This is a genomic window from Pantoea sp. R13S299, from assembly GCF_048515925.1.
Lineage (GTDB): Bacteria > Pseudomonadota > Gammaproteobacteria > Enterobacterales > Enterobacteriaceae > Pantoea.
On sequence record NZ_JBLYEF010000003.1, the window covers coordinates 1 to 14,819 of the forward strand.

The following is a 14,819-nucleotide window of genomic DNA, read 5'->3' on the forward strand; positions in this document are numbered from 1 at the left end:
TTATTTTTCAGGGGAGCCTTACTGATGAATGAAAAAACGGCCAGAGTCACTTATGTGCCTTTTAAACGCACAGATTATCAGCTGAGGGATGCGTTAAGTCCTGAGGAAAGAAACGCAATAAGTACAGGCTACCGACGGTCAGCTGCGCTCGACCAGCCAGGTTCTCTGCCGTTTTTGCTGTTGCCTCTGCAGGACATTGCCTCACGCAGCAGTATCAGTGCCAGACTTGTCAGAATTACCATACTTGCAGTTCTTGCAGAAACACACCGGGCGGGTCAGCCCTGCTGGCTGTGGTCGCAGGAAAGGTGGTTAACGCTCTGTCAGCAACATAGTTCCGGCAGGCCTTTGCTTGCTGCTTTTGCTTTTCATCTCGGCCCGTTTGCTTCTCCATTAAGCCTGCCTGTGCATGGCGCACCGTCGCTGTAAGCCAGTGCCATTTATGGCCGGATTTTTGTCAGCCATGAACTTAACCGGCTGACAGACGTTCTGATCTCACTGGGATATGTCGGGCAGAATCAGAAACACAATCTGTCGGGTATGCTGGGTGTTCTGATGCTGATGAATAATGATCCGCAACTTGAAACTTTTACGACAGAACTGCTGTGGCGGGGGCAGAACTGTCACGACCGGGGGATCGCAAGAGTTACAGGAAAAATATCCTATGCACTTGCTGCTATGGGGATTATAAAAACCCCCCTGAGAATGCGTAATTATAAAGAATGGCATGAAAAGCCTACAGAAGGTATCGCGCCTGACTGGGCCCTGTGGTGCCGGAAGTGGCGGGAAACGTCGGTACTCCGCCCCCGCTCCAGAGAAACGCAGTACAGTTTCATTCTCCGCTGCGGCCTGTGGCTTGCCCGGGAAAAGCCGGAAATATGCGAACCGTCTGACTGGACAATGGAAACCTGCGCCAGCTTTATTGCAATGGTTGGCAGACTGAAAGTGGATGAGCTGTCACTGGACACAAATAAAGGGGGCAGGCGTTCAAACCGCTCAGGAAAGCCCCTGATGCCGCATTCCCGCAGCCGGTTTGTTTATGCAGTTCGCCGTTTTATGCTTGATTATGAAAGCTGGGGGTGGGGGAAATTAAAATTCAGTCCGGCCCGTCATATGTCCACGCCTGACACACCGCTGTTTCGTCAGGGCGTGAATCCCCGCGTCATTGATGATCCGGTCTGGCTGAAACTGGTCTGGGCAAGCCTGAATCTGCGTAAAGAAGATCTGCTGAGCGAAATTCATTATCCCCTGTCTATGCTTCAGGCTATGGCGGTTATCTGGACACATGCAGGACTGCGACAGAACGAGCTGATGCGTCTGACAATGAACTGCGTTACTCCACAGGCGGATGACATTCTGCAGGAAAACGGCAGCGCTATCCCGGCAGGCACTCTGTGCTATCTCAGCGTGCCAGCTGGCAAAACGTCTAAAGCTTTTGTTAAGCCGGTCTCGGCTGTTGTGAAAAAATATGTCGATATCTGGCTCAGTGAGCGTCCTCAGGAGCAGGCAGCACTTACGGATGAACGCACCGGTGAAAAAGTTCGTTATCTGTTTCAGAATCGGGGTAAACCGGTGGGAAGGAACATAATAAATCTCACTGTCATTCCGCTTCTCTGCGCCAGAGCGGGTATGCCTGTGGAAGATTCACGCGGTCCCATTACAAGTCATCGCGGCCGTGCTTCTGCCGTTACAGCACTGGCCAGTGTTCCTCAGGGCATGTCTTTATATGAGCTGATGCAGTGGTCCGGCCACTCGTCTCCACAGTCAACCATGCATTATATTCGTATACGCCCGACTCAGCTGGCCGCCTCGTTCGTAAAAGCAGACAGAGTGTCTCACATGATAAGCGTGCTGATTGACCACGATCCGGAAGCCGCCAGTCTGACCGGACCCGCGACGTACTATGATCTGGGTGACTCATACTGCACGAACCCTTTCTGGAGCAGCTGTCAGCACCGGATGGCCTGTATTGGCTGCGATTTTAACCTGCTCAAACAGAGCGCGCGCGGACTGGTACTGGAAAGCAAAGCCTCTGTCAGACGTTACCTTGAAGAGGTTCCGCTCACACCCGATGAGAGAGCCATCGTTGAACAGGACGCAGATAAAATTGAACAGGCTCTTAAAAGGTTGCCCCTTAAACCCGAAGGGTAAAAAGGACCGCTTTGTGCCAGAAGCGGACATTGTATATTTGAATACTGCGATAAATTTTTGATAATTATGCATATGCATTAAAAAGACAATTATCGGAGTGGCCTGTTAACAGTTCTTATGCAGATTACGATAGCCTCCTGGCGTTCTTCCGGTATGACGTTTGAAGGCCAGAGAAAAAGAGGGAACAGATTTATATCCGGTTAATCTGGCTATCTCAGTAATACTTAAGTGATGCTTTCTGAGTTCAGCGCATGCCAGCTCCATTCGCCATGACGTCAGATAATTCCCGGGCGTTGAACCGGTAAGCTGATGAAACCTACTGGCGAACGCACTGCGGGACATAGCCGATTTTGCAGACAGACTTGCCAGCGTCCAGTCTGCAGATGGAGAAGAATGTATCAGTGTCAGTGCGGGTCCTATTTTCCTGTCACCGAGGGCATTCAGCCAGGATGTCCCTTTCTGATTAATCTCTAAGTATTCCCTCAGCATCTGCACCAGAACAAGTATTGCCATGCTACTGGCCACAATGTCGTGTCCGGGACGAAGCGCTGATGTTTCATGCGAAAGCAAAGTGATAAGGGCGGTGAGTGCAGGAGAAGAACTTTCCTCTCGTCGTGAAACCAGCACCTGAGGCAGATGTTTTAAAAGCAGCGGGCTGGAAGCCTCCTCAAATACGAATCTCCCCCCAATCCCCTCACTGATAAGTTCTCCCTGTCCGTAGCGGACCACACCATCCGCTTCACGGTGAGAAGAGAATATCTGCCGTCCGTCACTTACCATCAATGCCGGACTTGAGCCACAGCAGTAAGCGTCACCCGAAGTCAGAAGATAGAAGTCCCCTTTTTCAAGCAGCAGAGGCTGCATTCCGTCCATCCAAAGCCAGAATTTCCCCTCAAGCACAGTGCCGAACTTAATGTGTTTATAAGAGGGAAACCGCATTGCCCAGGGGCCACGTGCTTCCATACGGGCCGTAAGGATGGCCTCTGCCTTCAGAAGTGAAAGAATATCAGACAACGGATCCATAACTTCCTGGACGAATGAATAATAAAAAAGGGATTTCTATAATAAAAGAAAGCGTTTGTCTGCGTCATTATCATTTGAAGCTTAACGGAGAAAACAAAATGAAATACGCAGAACTGGGTAAAACTGGGATTTATGTTTCACGCATTTGTCTCGGGACGATGACATTTGGCGGGGCGGATAATGCCGCCGGTAATGCCATCGGCCGCCTGACGGGCAAAGAGGCGGACATTATCGTTGGTGAGGCGCTGGACGCCGGCATCAATTTTATTGATACCGCGGATATTTACGGTATGGGGGGCTCTGAAAGCGTGCTGGGCGAAGTGCTGGCACAGCGACGCAGTCAGGTTTTTCTTGCAACAAAAGCGCACAGCAGAATGAATGCGGGCGCAAACGATGCAGGGCAGTCGCGCTATCACCTTATGCAGGCGCTGGAAGCCAGCCTTAAAAGGCTTAAGACCGATCACATTGACCTTTATCAGGTCCACAATTTTGATACCGTAACACCGATTGAAGAGGTTCTGCGGACACTGGACGACATGGTGCGTCAGGGCAAGGTTCGCTATATAGGCTGTTCGAATTATGCCGGCTGGCAGATTGCCAAAGCTTTGGGTATTTCAGGTGAACATAAGCTGGAGAAATTTGCCAGCGTACAGTCTTTTTATTCACTGGCCTGCCGCGACATTGAACATGAACTCCTTCCGGCAATTAAGGATAGCCAAACCGGACTGTTATGCTGGAGCCCTCTTGCAGGAGGCCTGCTTTCAGGCAAATTTGACCGCAGTGGTAGTCATGAGGCCTCTGCAAGACGCGCAAAAATTGAATTTCCACCCGTTGATAAAAGCCTGGCATGGGACATCGTGGATGTTCTCAAAACAATTTCTGAAAAACACCGCACTACTCCTGCCAGCATCGCAATAGCCTGGCTGCTGTCTTCTAAGCAGGTGACGAGCGTCATAGCGGGTGTGCGCAATGTGCATCAGCTCAGAGATAACCTTAGCGCGCTGTCTGTTAATCTCAGCGAGGAGGAAAAAGAAATGCTGGACAAGGTCAGTCATCCGGGTACACGTTATCCCGGATGGATTCAGTCATATAATGCCGCGAGCCGCTATCCGGCAGGCTTTCCTGATACCGGGCCTAACTGGATATTAGGTGAATCCCCTGTTTAACACGGGCTCAGAGCTATAAAAATAACTAAGCTTTTAATAACTTTGCTGAGTCCGGGTTCCTGACGGGCTCTGCTGACTCAGGCAGTGAACATTATGGTTAGCATCTATTGCTGTTAACATCTTCAATTTAACTCACTCATGCTGTTAGTTCCTTACGCCGGCTGAAAACTTTCGTAGAGAGTAAAATTTTATCCTATCAAACTATTATTAAGTATAATCTAATATAAAAGCTGATTGACATGGTAAGGCTGAATATTAATGTTTTTCATATGCATCTATTTGTTGCATGAAAAAAGGGTCTATATTTAAATCGCGTCAAAAATCCAGAATAAATAATACTTTAAATATTGCCATTATTTATTGTGGCAAATAATTCTACTCATTGTTTAATGATATGATTCTGTTAAAAATTAAATGCCATTTTGGTCAAACTTAGAGTCGGCTGATTTGTTCGTAAGGAATGCGATGTCTCGCAGCGTTGCTTTTGAAAAAGTTCTATAAGTTCAAGTTAATTTTTATGCGAGTAAGTTTTATGTATTTCTTAAAGTAGAGTTTTGTTGGAGTGTTACTCTTAATTTTAAGTGAAATTTATTTGTCTTTTATGTGAAAAGAATATAAATTGAAGTTAAGATTGTAACGCTGGCAGTGTTATAGATTACTTACTATAGTTTGATAGTGACGAAACCTGTTAAAGTAAATACGATAAAATATGAAAAAATTAACTATTACTGAGTTTGCAAAGAAAATAGGTGTAGGTGTTGCAACAGTTGATCGGGTGCTTAATGATCGGGGTGGAGTATCGCCGGCCATGGAGAATCTAATACTCAAGGCCGCCCGTGATGCGGGACTTAAGCGTATTCTGCCGGAAAAGCATAGACCCTCCTGGCAGCTTGAGGTCCTGTTGAGCAGTAATAAATCTTTTTTTTTCGAACAGCTTGCTAAAGATTTTTCCATGCTGGCTGATAACTTAGGCTATCGCAGAATAACACTTCATAAAACTTTATTCTCTGAAGCTTCTCCGGAAAAAATGGCAAAACACATTGAAGCCAGCAGTAAAAAAATGGACGCTTTGATTATATTTGCACATGAGAGCCCACTTATTTATGAAATGCTGACCCTGTGTAAATCTCGCGGTGTCCCGGTAATAACCCTTGTGGCAGATTTACCAGGATCTGATAGATTGTGCCACGTAGGAATTGATCAATATAGCGCAGGCCGTACATCAGGCTTTGTACTTGGTGGTATGCTACCATCACATGGGGACGTGGTGATAATTAGCGGCCGTACGCAATACGCAGTCCATCGTCAGCGTGTCGATGGCTTTATTTCAGTAATGCAGAAATTTTATCCTAAAATCAATGTGCGCGAACCTATTTACAGTCAGGATGAACGGGAGCTTATCAGTCTTTTATTAAACCGAACCCTTGCATCTGATAAAGATATTGTCGGAATTTATAATACAGGCATGGGTAACACTCAGGTTAGTGAGATTTTGAATGATTATAATCTTAGAGGTAAAGTAGTTTACGTCACTCATGAACTTTACAATACAACACGGCAATTACTCGAACAACGAGTGCTGACATTGACCATAGATCAAAATACGTTGAGGCATGCTCAGCTGGCAATAACACTGGCGCTACATTATCTTGAAATGGGTGAGCAGCCTGATGAATATAAGTCAGGAAAGGTTGATTTTATGCTGTACACTCCTGAAAATTATAGGTGATATAAAGTTGGTTACGATTGATTCAGAATAATGGCCCCCTCATTAGTACTCTTAATCTTCCGCTGGTTGGTAAAACCCCTATAACTCTGAATGTCGGACCGCAACGAGCTGTCGCAGATACAATATGTTGTAGTTTTCTAAGCTACTATCGATACTACACATAGTAGATTCAAGATAAGCGGCAAGCCAACACCAGGCCAGGGATTCAGGAGTTTTCAGCCACTGCACGTCTTCGGCCCCCTGCGGTTTTTTTTTGCCTAAAGCGGGTTATTTATCCTGCAGATACCGTGGGATCCGTCCGGAACGCGGCCCGAGATACGCTTGCTATCTTGCCGATGCCTTTTATCATTAAGCTCAAACGGCGGCTGCTCCGACCGGCCACGATAAGAGCAAAAGCCACTGAATACCTCTTTGAACCGCCTGCACGGCGGTTTTTTTATTCTTCTCTCGGCGTTACGTGATCGGCAGCACATGGTTTGTGCCGTTCACTTTTTTTTAGCAAGGCTTACAGGTGACAGCGTTCGCTGAACGCTGGATTTTCCGGGATGCATAACCTTTTCTCCCCGGCTGCTTCCGCAGCTGACCCACTCAGATGGCGGTTTTTTGCCTGTCGCCTGCATGTGCGATAGGTATGTTATGTCTATTTTGGCAAAACTACACTGTCATCGTACATTTGACGGCCGCTTTTCGCTCATCGCGGACCTTATCCCTCGTGCATGTCTGCCCTGTACCAGAAGCGGGCGCTTCTGAACCACGTCACAAACCTGAGTCAGAGCGCTTGCCTCTCTGCAAAACACTACTGGTACTCTCTGAACATGTACCGAGTCTGTACTTGACAAGGTAGAACGATCGTTCTACCTTGAGCGTATGAACAAAAAAACACCCCACACATGTGAAAAAATACTGGAAACCGCAGAGCGGCTTATTTACCAGAACGGCATTCACGCCACTGGCATGGATCTTCTGGTGAAGACCTCTGGCGTTGCACGAAAAAGTATCTATCGCTACTTCGCGACCAAGGATGATGTGGCCGCAGCGGCGTTAAATGCTCGTGATAAACGCTGGATGCAGTGGTTCATAATGGAGTGTAATAAAGGCGCGGCCCCTGAGGAACGTATCCTGAATATGTTCACTGTACTCAAAGACTGGTTTGAGTCAGATGGCTTTCGCGGCTGTGCTTTTATCAACACGGCCGGAGAAGTAGGTAATCCTGGCGCTCCCGTGCGTCAGATAGCAAAGCTTCATAAACAAAAACTACTGGATTACACGCTTGAACTTACCAGTCAACTAAACATTGAACAGCCGTCAGCTCTGGCAAGACAGCTGCTGATCCTGATGGAAGGCGCCATCACTATGTCGTATGTGATGGGTGATGCCAGCGCCGCTGACAGCGCAAGAGATGTGGCGCAACTGCTGTTAAAACAGACCTCTTACCCGGCCTGAGTGAAAAAATACTGGCTTTACTGATATATCCTGATCGCCTGGAGGCTTTACCATGTCCGAAAAACAGATTCGCCCGCCCTTTCCTCCTTTTACTCGCGAAACGGCGCTTGAAAAAGTACGACTCGCTGAAGATGGCTGGAACAGCCGTGATGCTGAAAAGGTGTCGCTGGCTTACACGCTGGATACCCAATGGCGTAACCGAGCCGAGTTTGCTGCTAATCGTGATGAAGCCAAACGTTTCCTCACCCGTAAATGGAAAAAAGAACTGGAATATCGTCTGATCAAGGAATTATGGGCGTTCACTGACAACCGCATCGCCGTTCGGTATGCCTACGAATGGCATGATGATTCGGGTAACTGGTTCCGCTCTTATGGCAATGAAAACTGGGAATTTGAAGCAGATGGCCTGATGCACCGCCGCTTCGCCTGCATCAACGATATGCCAATTAGAGAGAGCGAGCGCAAATTCCACTGGCCACTGGGTCGTCGTCCGGATGATCATCCGGGGCTGTCGGAACTGGGCCTCTAGCCTTCTCCGCTTTCTCCCGGCAGGCTTACGATTACTCGCTTAGCCGGGGGCTTTTTCCAAAGCCGAAATTAACGTTATACATTTAATGCTCTAAACCCGGTGAATGCTGACCTGTATTAAACTTATGGCCTGCCTGACTATGCCCTGGCCAATGTCCGCTTCTCGCTCATAGCAGCCATTCAAAGTCGAAATAATCCTGTAGATTTTCCATTCCACATAAACGGTGACATGTCCGCGCGCATGATGGCGATACTGGGCGAGATGGCCGCAGGACAGGAAGTTTATTCCATTGATGAGTCATTTCTGGACGTTACCGGGATTGGCAATCTTATCCCGCTTGAGACGTTCGGACAGCAGATGCGCGAGCGTATCCGGCGTGAAACCGGGCTGATCATCGGTGTGGGATTCGGGCCGACTAAAACGCTGGCCAAACTTGCCAACCACGCTGCAAAGAAGTGGACGCAGACCAACGGCGTCGTGGACCTGTCAGACCGCAACCGGCAGCGAAAACTTCTGCATCTGACCGACGTCAGTGATATCTGGGGAATTGGTCATCGCATAAACAAACGTCTGAACCAGCTGGGCATCATCACCGCACTGCAGCTGGCGGACAGCAATTTCAGCATGATACGTAAAAGCTTCGATGTCATTGTCGAGCGCACGGCACGCGAGCTGAATGGTGAGTCCTGCCTGGCACTTGAGGATGCGCCGCCGCCGAAGCAGCAGATAGTGGTAAGCCGAAGCTTTGGTCAGCGGGTCACAAAACCGGAAGATATGCAGCAGGCTATCGTGACGTATGCCACGCGTGCAGCGGAAAAACTCAGGGAGCAAAACTCGCGCTGCCGCCATATCAGCGTGTCAGTCGCCACCGGAAGGCATAGCGATGAGCCGCAGTATTCGAACACGGCATCCTGTATCTGCGACTATCCGACCAATGATACGCGGGACATTATCGAATCAGCACTTCGTGGTCTTGGCACTCTCTGGCGGGAGGGCTTCCGGTATGCCAAAGCAGGGGTGATGCTGGGTGATTTTTACCCGTCTGGCATGACGCAGTTTGACCTGTTCAGCGAGCAGCAGCCGCGCGCGAACGCTGATGCACTCATGGCAGCGCTGGACGGCATCAACCGCTCAGGAAAAGGAAAAGTCTGGTTTGCGGGGCAGGGAGAGTGCGACAGCTCCTGGCAGATGAAGCGTGAAATGCTGTCGCCGCGCTACACCACGAGTTTAAAAGATATCCCGGTTTTAAAGTCGTGATGACGATGACAAAAGCGATGCCCTGACTAACCCTCCCCCTGCTGAGTGAAATAAAAAACGTTCCTACTGCCCGTAATAAGCATTCGCCCCATGCTTTCTGAGAAAGTGCTTGTCCAGCAAGGGCTGCTGCATCCGTGTGATATCGGGGGAGAGCTGACGGGAGAAAATACCCATATAAGCAATCTCTTCCAGTACCACTGCGTTATGCACTGCGCTGTCGGCGTCTTTACCCCAGGCAAACGGCCCGTGAGCATTTACCAGTACGGCGGGAATAGAGGCCGGACTGATGCCCCGCGTGCGGAAGGTCTCAATAATCACTTCACCAGTGTTATGTTCATAATCGTGCGTGATTTCGGCTTCGGTCATCAGTCGGGTACAGGGGATGGTGCCGTAAAAGTAGTCAGCGTGGGTGGTGCCCCAGGCGGGAATGTCCTGACCCGCCTGAGCCCAGATGGTGGCGTGGCGCGAATGGGTATGCACAATACCGCCGATATCCTCAAAGGCGCGGTAAAGCGCCAGGTGCGTCGCGGTATCCGAGGAAGGCTTTTTGCTACCTTCAATCACGCGTCCGCTTTCCAGTTCCACCACGACAATGTCGTCCACCGTCATACCGTCGTACTCCACACCAGAGGGTTTGATGGCGACGAGTCCCTGTGCGCGATCAACGGCGCTGACGTTGCCCCAGGTAAAGGTCACCAGCTGATGGCGCGGCAGTGCCAGATTAGCTTCCAGAACCTGCTCTTTCATTGCTTTTATGCTCATATCAAACCTCCTTCCTGCATTTTCTGTTCAATCCAGCGCCGTGCAAGCACGATCTCGGCAACCGGTTCTTCGGCTTTCTCCGTCCACATTTCAATCAGGAACGACCCGCGATAGTTCAGCGCTTTGAGCGTGCGGAATACGCCGACGAAGTCCACGCAGCCCTGACCAAAAGGCACATCACGAAACTGTCCGGGTGAGCTTGCGGTGACGGGTTGGGTATCTTTCAGATGAATGGCGGCGATGCGGTCAATGCCCAGAGTCAGTTCTGCGGTCACATCGTTGCCCCAGGCACTGAGATTGCCCACATCTGGATAGACGGAAAACCACGGCGACGCCTGCTGCTGCTCCCAGACTTTCCACTTGCTGATCGCGTTCATAAACTCGGTGTCCATGATCTCAACCGCCAGCATTACCTGGGCTGCCGCGGCACGCTGCACCGCGCGTGATAGCCCTTCGGCAAAGCGCGCCACGGTGCTTTCGTCGTGGGGTTCGTAATAGACGTCATAACCCGCAAGCTGAATCGTGCGGATCCCGACATCCTTTGCCAGCTGGATAGCCCGATCGATCAGGTCATCCGCGCGCTGGCGAATGGCCGGATCGTGACTGCCAAACGGAAAGCGGCGGTGTCCTGACAGGCACATGGAGGGAATGGTGACGCCAGTTTCGATCGTGGCATTCACCAGCGACATGCGCTGCTCTTTGCTCCAGTTCAGGCGCGCCAGGCGTGCATCGGTTTCATCCACCGACATTTCCACAAAATCGAAACCACAGGCTTTTGCCAGCGCCAGTCGCTCAGGCCAGGTGAGGTTAGCGGGCAGGGCTTTCTCGTAAATACCTAACGGATGCTGGTGTTTCATACGGTTCCCCAGATGCTGGCAATGGCCTGATGAAATTCTGCGGCGCGCTGGATGCCACTGGCGGGATCGCTGAGCGCGCGTCCGGCGATAAACGCCTTAACGTCAACGTCTTTAAATTGTGAAAGGTCCTGAGGCGTAATTCCGCCGGTGATGGAGAGGGCGAACCCCATATCTGACAAGGTCTTCATGGTATCCAGGTCGTGCTGATTCCACTGCTGCCCGCTGGCCTGCGCATCCCGTCCACGATGATAAATGGCCTGTTTCAGCCCCAGTTGCCGCCATTTCCGGGCATCCTCCAGCGTCCAGTTGCCAAACAGTTCGATCTGTATATCGCCATTGTGCTGCTGCGCGACGTCCAGCGCGCTGGCAAAGGTCGCCAGCGGAGCGGCACAGATCACCGTCATCCAGCTTGCGCCCGCCGTAAAGGCCATGTCGGCCAGCGTGCCGCCGGCATCCGCTACTTTATAGTCAGCCACCAGTGTCTTCTCCGGATGCTGGTGGCGCAGACGGCGCACGGCTTCCACGCCGCAACTCAGGCACAGCAGGGTACCGGCTTCAATGATATCCACATGGGGGTGAAGCTGTTGGGCAGTGCTCAGCGCCGCATCCAGCTCGGTATGATCCAGCGCCAGCTGGAGTAAGGGCAGGCTCATAAGGTGGCTCCTTGTGCGTCACTCAGGACGCGGATCAGATGCTGATAACGCTGATACTTCTGCTGATAACGGGTGTGTCTTGTGCTGTCTGGCTGCCAGGTCACGACGTCCGGCGCTAAGGCCTGCTGCGCCTGTTGCAGCGAGGCGTAAGCACCGGTGCCGGTAAGCGCCACCAGTGCCGCACCCAGACAGCCGCTTTCGCTGATCTGTGGCACTTCAACCGTCAGGCCGCTGGCATCAGCAAACATCTGCATCCAGGGCGCAGAGCGCGTGGGGCCGCCGCTCAGACGCAGGGCGGTGACCTCAGGAAAACGTTGCAGAATGCGGTTCAGATGCGTCAGATGGGAAAACACCACGCCTTCGTAGATGGCCTGCACCAGGTGGGCGCGCGTATGGCCAGCCTGCAGACCAAAGAAGCTGCCGTGCAGATCGGCTCCGGCGTTGGTGCCGTACAAGAAAGGCAGAAACAGAAGCGCGGTGCTGGCGGGTTCCAGATCCGTGACCCACTGGTTTAACTGGCGATAGTCGCTGATGCCCCATTGCTCACAGAACCATTCCAGGTTGGCCGCCGACGTCGGGCTGGCTTCATGGATCAGGTACTGTCCCTCGATGGCATAGCGACCATAAACGTAGGGATAGTCTGCTTCGTCGCTGATGCAGTCGGTAATGCCGCTGGTCACAGACCAGGTACCCATCACCGCGTTCAGACGCGTTGCGTCATTCAATCCCGCACACAGGGCAGTGGACATCACGTCAAACAGACCACCGACTACGGGCGTGCCGGGCAGCAAACCGCAAGCGGCGGCAGCCTGCGGTGTTACATAACCGGCAATCTGCGTTGAGCCGATAATCGGGGGCAGAGCAGGAGTGATTTCGCTGATATTCAGCATCTCAGCCAGCGCGGGCGACCAGTCGGCAGCCTGCATGTCGTAGAGATTGGATTCAGAGATATTGGTTTCTTCGCAGGCCAGCTCACCGGTCAGACAGAAACGCAGATAGTCGTGGGCCATCAGCACGCTGCCAATCGCGGCATAACGTTGCGGCTGATGTTGCTTCAGCCAGCGCAGGAGTGAAACCGGATGACCGGTCCACATCGTCTGTCGGGTCAGCGGATAAAGCTGCTGTGGCATGCCTTCCCGCTGCCACTGCTGCACCAGGCTCAGCGCGCGACGATCGGAGGATAAGATGCCATTTCCCAGCGGGTTGCGATCTTTATCCAGCAGGAACAGCCCTTTGCCCTGAGCAGAGATACCTAATCCTGCGACGTCGGCGGCATCCTGACCGCTGGTGGTGAGCACCTCGCGGATCACCGCTGCCGCCTGCTGCCAGAGCAGCGTCATATCGCGTTCCGCATACCCCGGCTCTGGCACCAGCACCGGCAGGTTTTGCCGTGCAACGGCCAGCTCGCGTCCCTGCATATCGTACAGTCCGGCTTTAATAAAGGTGCCGCCACAATCCAGTCCCAGCCAGCGTTTCATAAAGCCTCCCGTTTCACAGAGTCACAACGGGCAGGCAGCGTCATGGCCAGCAGCGCAGCCAGCGCCAGCGAAATCGCCAGGCTGTAAACACCGGCATCTTTGCTGTAAAACGCAATCAGCATCCCGACCATATAAGGTCCGCAGAAGCCGCCCAGGTTGCCCAGCGCGTTGATCAGGCCGCGTGCTCCGCCCGCAACCTCGGCATTGAACAGGCGCGGCGGGATACTCCAGAACACGCCCGCCGCAGACTGAATAAAGACACCACAGCCCACCAGCGCCGCATAGGACCACCAGATATGCGCTTTCAGCAACACGGAGAGCGCCATGCACAGCGCAAAGCCAGCCAGCGGCAGCGCCACAAACAGCTTGCGCCGTCCGGTCGCATCCGACAGAACTGAAAACAAAAACATGCCGAAGATCGCGCCGACATAGGGAAGAATAGCCAGCATGCCGACCTGTTCGACGTTGCCGTGCGTCAGCTCTTTCAGAATGGTCGGCAGCCACAGGGTGTAGCCGTAAATCCCCGTCTGGTAAAAGAAATTCACCATGATCAGCCGCCACATCACAGGCTCGCGCATGACCCGCAGCAGAGAGGCATTACGCACGTTCTGCCCTTTGATCATCAGCTGCTCGTTGTGCAGGGTGGTGATCAGGTACTGCTTTTCAGCGGGAGATATCCAGCTCGCTTCCTGCGGTCGGTTACTGATGGTGAAATGCCATAGCGCCATGACCACCAGCGATAATGCGCCTTCCACGTAAAACAGCATGCGCCAGTCCCAGTGGGTGATGATCCAGCCGGAGAGCGGTGCGGTGATGATCCCGGCGATGGGTACAAACATGATCACAATGGCATTGGCACGGCCGCGCTCGGCATCCGGGAACCAGTTGCCAATCATGGTCAGCACCACCGGCAGCATGCCGCCTTCAGCGATCCCTAACGCGAAGCGCAGCGCCAGCAGCTGATACTTGCTGGTGGCCAGACCGGTGAGCATTGAGATGATCGCCCAGGCCAGCAGCGACCAGCCGATAAAACGTTTGCCGTTGCCATACACGGCCAGCTTGCCGCCTGGCACCTGCAGGAAAAGATAACCAATAAAGAAAATGCCGCCCGCCAGCCCGGCCATGGAGGCGCTGATCCCCAGCTCGGCATCCATTCCGCCCGGCATGGCAAAGGCAATATTGACCCGATCCATATAAGAAATGATGCAGGTGATGAGGATAGGCGGAATGATCCGTAACCAGCGCAGGGAAGGGGTCTTCTCACGATTAACGGCGGTCGATGTCAGACTCATGGCGTCCTCCTTGCCTGAACCAGATCGCGGGTGGGGATCTTAATCACTACTTTGCGAATCGGCCCCGGCGTACCCACCGCGCAATTCGGGCGGTGAATATCCTGCGGAAAAAAAACGGCGAAGGTGCCTGGCAGCATGCGAACCAGGGTCTCCTCCGGCGCATGCTGGTAGAAGATGATGTCGCGCTCGCTGTCGTAAGGCTGATGCACCGGTAAATCCAGGGGTTGCGTGGCGACGCCGATCACTTCTTCGCCTGCCACCAGATACTGCACATCGATATGCAGACGATGCGCTTCCGGATAGTTCTCCTCCGGCTGAGCGGTGTGCAGATCCAGCACCTGCATGGTCCAGCCCGTTTCGCTGTCCTGATAGCGTCCCGCAGCCAGTGTGGTCAGGTCGTAGCGATTGAGACAGGCGAGTGCCCGTGCAATCGCCGGGTGATAGTGATGCGGGTCAGTGTTCGCAATATGTCCGGTGATCAT

General features: G+C 52.3%; 13 protein-coding genes and 1 pseudogene. 7 read left to right on the forward strand and 7 right to left on the reverse strand.

Annotated elements, in window-relative coordinates; all coding sequences use genetic code 11:
• Together ACN1CO_RS14370 and ACN1CO_RS14375 are read left to right on the forward strand one after the other, a co-directional pair.
• A pseudogene (locus ACN1CO_RS14370) lies at window positions 1–426 on the forward strand (hypothetical protein); the annotation flags it as partial.
• A 126-nt stretch (window positions 427–552) separates the two neighbouring features.
• Window positions 553–2,148, forward strand: a complete 1,596-nt coding sequence (locus ACN1CO_RS14375; RefSeq protein ID WP_419139518.1) for a tyrosine-type recombinase/integrase — start codon at window positions 553–555, stop codon at window positions 2,146–2,148.
• Between the two features lie 105 nt (window positions 2,149–2,253).
• Here ACN1CO_RS14375 and ACN1CO_RS14380 read toward each other — a convergent pair whose 3' ends face one another.
• Complete coding sequence (locus tag ACN1CO_RS14380) at window positions 2,254–3,171, reverse strand: AraC family transcriptional regulator (RefSeq protein ID WP_010670295.1); 918 nt, start codon at window positions 3,169–3,171, stop codon at window positions 2,254–2,256.
• A gap of 98 nt (window positions 3,172–3,269) precedes the next feature.
• Here ACN1CO_RS14380 and ACN1CO_RS14385 point away from each other — a divergent pair, with 98 nt between their 5' ends.
• From ACN1CO_RS14385 to umuC, 5 genes are all read left to right on the forward strand, one after another.
• Window positions 3,270–4,337, forward strand: coding sequence for an aldo/keto reductase (locus ACN1CO_RS14385; RefSeq protein ID WP_033760287.1), 1,068 nt, complete (start codon window positions 3,270–3,272; stop codon window positions 4,335–4,337).
• A gap of 709 nt (window positions 4,338–5,046) precedes the next feature.
• Window positions 5,047–6,066, forward strand: coding sequence for a LacI family DNA-binding transcriptional regulator (locus tag ACN1CO_RS14390; RefSeq protein ID WP_033760284.1), 1,020 nt, complete (start codon window positions 5,047–5,049; stop codon window positions 6,064–6,066).
• Window positions 6,067–6,933: 867 nt separating this feature from the next.
• Window positions 6,934–7,509: a TetR/AcrR family transcriptional regulator gene (locus ACN1CO_RS14395; RefSeq protein WP_010670509.1), complete on the forward strand. Its 576-nt coding sequence runs from the start codon at window positions 6,934–6,936 to the stop codon at window positions 7,507–7,509.
• 52 nt (window positions 7,510–7,561) lie between these two features.
• Window positions 7,562–8,038, forward strand: a complete 477-nt coding sequence (locus ACN1CO_RS14400) for a DUF1348 family protein (protein WP_010670510.1) — start codon at window positions 7,562–7,564, stop codon at window positions 8,036–8,038.
• Window positions 8,039–8,254: 216 nt separating this feature from the next.
• Window positions 8,255–9,295, forward strand: coding sequence for a translesion error-prone DNA polymerase V subunit UmuC (gene umuC, locus ACN1CO_RS14405; protein WP_419139972.1), 1,041 nt, complete (start codon window positions 8,255–8,257; stop codon window positions 9,293–9,295).
• A gap of 63 nt (window positions 9,296–9,358) precedes the next feature.
• On the opposite strand, the gene araD is transcribed toward umuC, so the two are convergent.
• From araD to ACN1CO_RS14435, 6 genes are read right to left on the reverse strand one after another with little or no spacing between them, the layout of a single operon-like run.
• Window positions 9,359–10,057, reverse strand: a complete 699-nt coding sequence (araD, locus tag ACN1CO_RS14410) for an L-ribulose-5-phosphate 4-epimerase (RefSeq protein ID WP_419139519.1) — start codon at window positions 10,055–10,057, stop codon at window positions 9,359–9,361.
• Window positions 10,054–10,914, reverse strand: a complete 861-nt coding sequence (locus ACN1CO_RS14415) for an L-ribulose-5-phosphate 3-epimerase (protein WP_283544913.1) — start codon at window positions 10,912–10,914, stop codon at window positions 10,054–10,056. The genes araD and ACN1CO_RS14415 overlap by 4 nt, the downstream gene beginning before the upstream one ends.
• Window positions 10,911–11,567, reverse strand: coding sequence for a 3-keto-L-gulonate-6-phosphate decarboxylase UlaD (ulaD, locus tag ACN1CO_RS14420; protein ID WP_419139520.1), 657 nt, complete (start codon window positions 11,565–11,567; stop codon window positions 10,911–10,913). The genes ACN1CO_RS14415 and ulaD overlap by 4 nt, the downstream gene beginning before the upstream one ends.
• Window positions 11,564–13,045, reverse strand: a complete 1,482-nt coding sequence (locus ACN1CO_RS14425) for an FGGY-family carbohydrate kinase (protein ID WP_419139521.1) — start codon at window positions 13,043–13,045, stop codon at window positions 11,564–11,566. The genes ulaD and ACN1CO_RS14425 overlap by 4 nt, the downstream gene beginning before the upstream one ends.
• Window positions 13,042–14,337 (reverse strand): MFS transporter, encoded by a 1,296-nt coding sequence (locus tag ACN1CO_RS14430; RefSeq protein WP_419139522.1) that lies wholly within the window; start codon window positions 14,335–14,337, stop codon window positions 13,042–13,044. The genes ACN1CO_RS14425 and ACN1CO_RS14430 overlap by 4 nt, the downstream gene beginning before the upstream one ends.
• Window positions 14,334–14,819, reverse strand: a complete 486-nt coding sequence (locus ACN1CO_RS14435; RefSeq protein ID WP_419139973.1) for a YhcH/YjgK/YiaL family protein — start codon at window positions 14,817–14,819, stop codon at window positions 14,334–14,336. Before ACN1CO_RS14435 ends, ACN1CO_RS14430 begins: the two co-directional genes overlap by 4 nt.

Excerpts from the sequence above, each read along its gene's own strand:
- ACN1CO_RS14375 (WP_419139518.1), top strand. The coding sequence starts at position 553 with ATGCTGATGAATAATGATCCGCAACTTGAAACTTTTACGACAGAACTG.
- ACN1CO_RS14380 (WP_010670295.1), bottom strand. The coding sequence starts at position 3,171 with ATGGATCCGTTGTCTGATATTCTTTCACTTCTGAAGGCAGAGGCCATC.
- ACN1CO_RS14385 (WP_033760287.1), top strand. The coding sequence starts at position 3,270 with ATGAAATACGCAGAACTGGGTAAAACTGGGATTTATGTTTCACGCATT.
- ACN1CO_RS14390 (WP_033760284.1), top strand. The coding sequence starts at position 5,047 with ATGAAAAAATTAACTATTACTGAGTTTGCAAAGAAAATAGGTGTAGGT.
- ACN1CO_RS14395 (WP_010670509.1), top strand. The coding sequence starts at position 6,934 with ATGAACAAAAAAACACCCCACACATGTGAAAAAATACTGGAAACCGCA.
- ACN1CO_RS14400 (WP_010670510.1), top strand. The coding sequence starts at position 7,562 with ATGTCCGAAAAACAGATTCGCCCGCCCTTTCCTCCTTTTACTCGCGAA.
- araD (WP_419139519.1), bottom strand. The coding sequence starts at position 10,057 with ATGAGCATAAAAGCAATGAAAGAGCAGGTTCTGGAAGCTAATCTGGCA.
- ACN1CO_RS14415 (WP_283544913.1), bottom strand. The coding sequence starts at position 10,914 with ATGAAACACCAGCATCCGTTAGGTATTTACGAGAAAGCCCTGCCCGCT.
- ulaD (WP_419139520.1), bottom strand. The coding sequence starts at position 11,567 with ATGAGCCTGCCCTTACTCCAGCTGGCGCTGGATCATACCGAGCTGGAT.
- ACN1CO_RS14425 (WP_419139521.1), bottom strand. The coding sequence starts at position 13,045 with ATGAAACGCTGGCTGGGACTGGATTGTGGCGGCACCTTTATTAAAGCC.
- ACN1CO_RS14430 (WP_419139522.1), bottom strand. The coding sequence starts at position 14,337 with ATGAGTCTGACATCGACCGCCGTTAATCGTGAGAAGACCCCTTCCCTG.
- ACN1CO_RS14435 (WP_419139973.1), bottom strand. The coding sequence starts at position 14,819 with ATGATCACCGGACATATTGCGAACACTGACCCGCATCACTATCACCCG.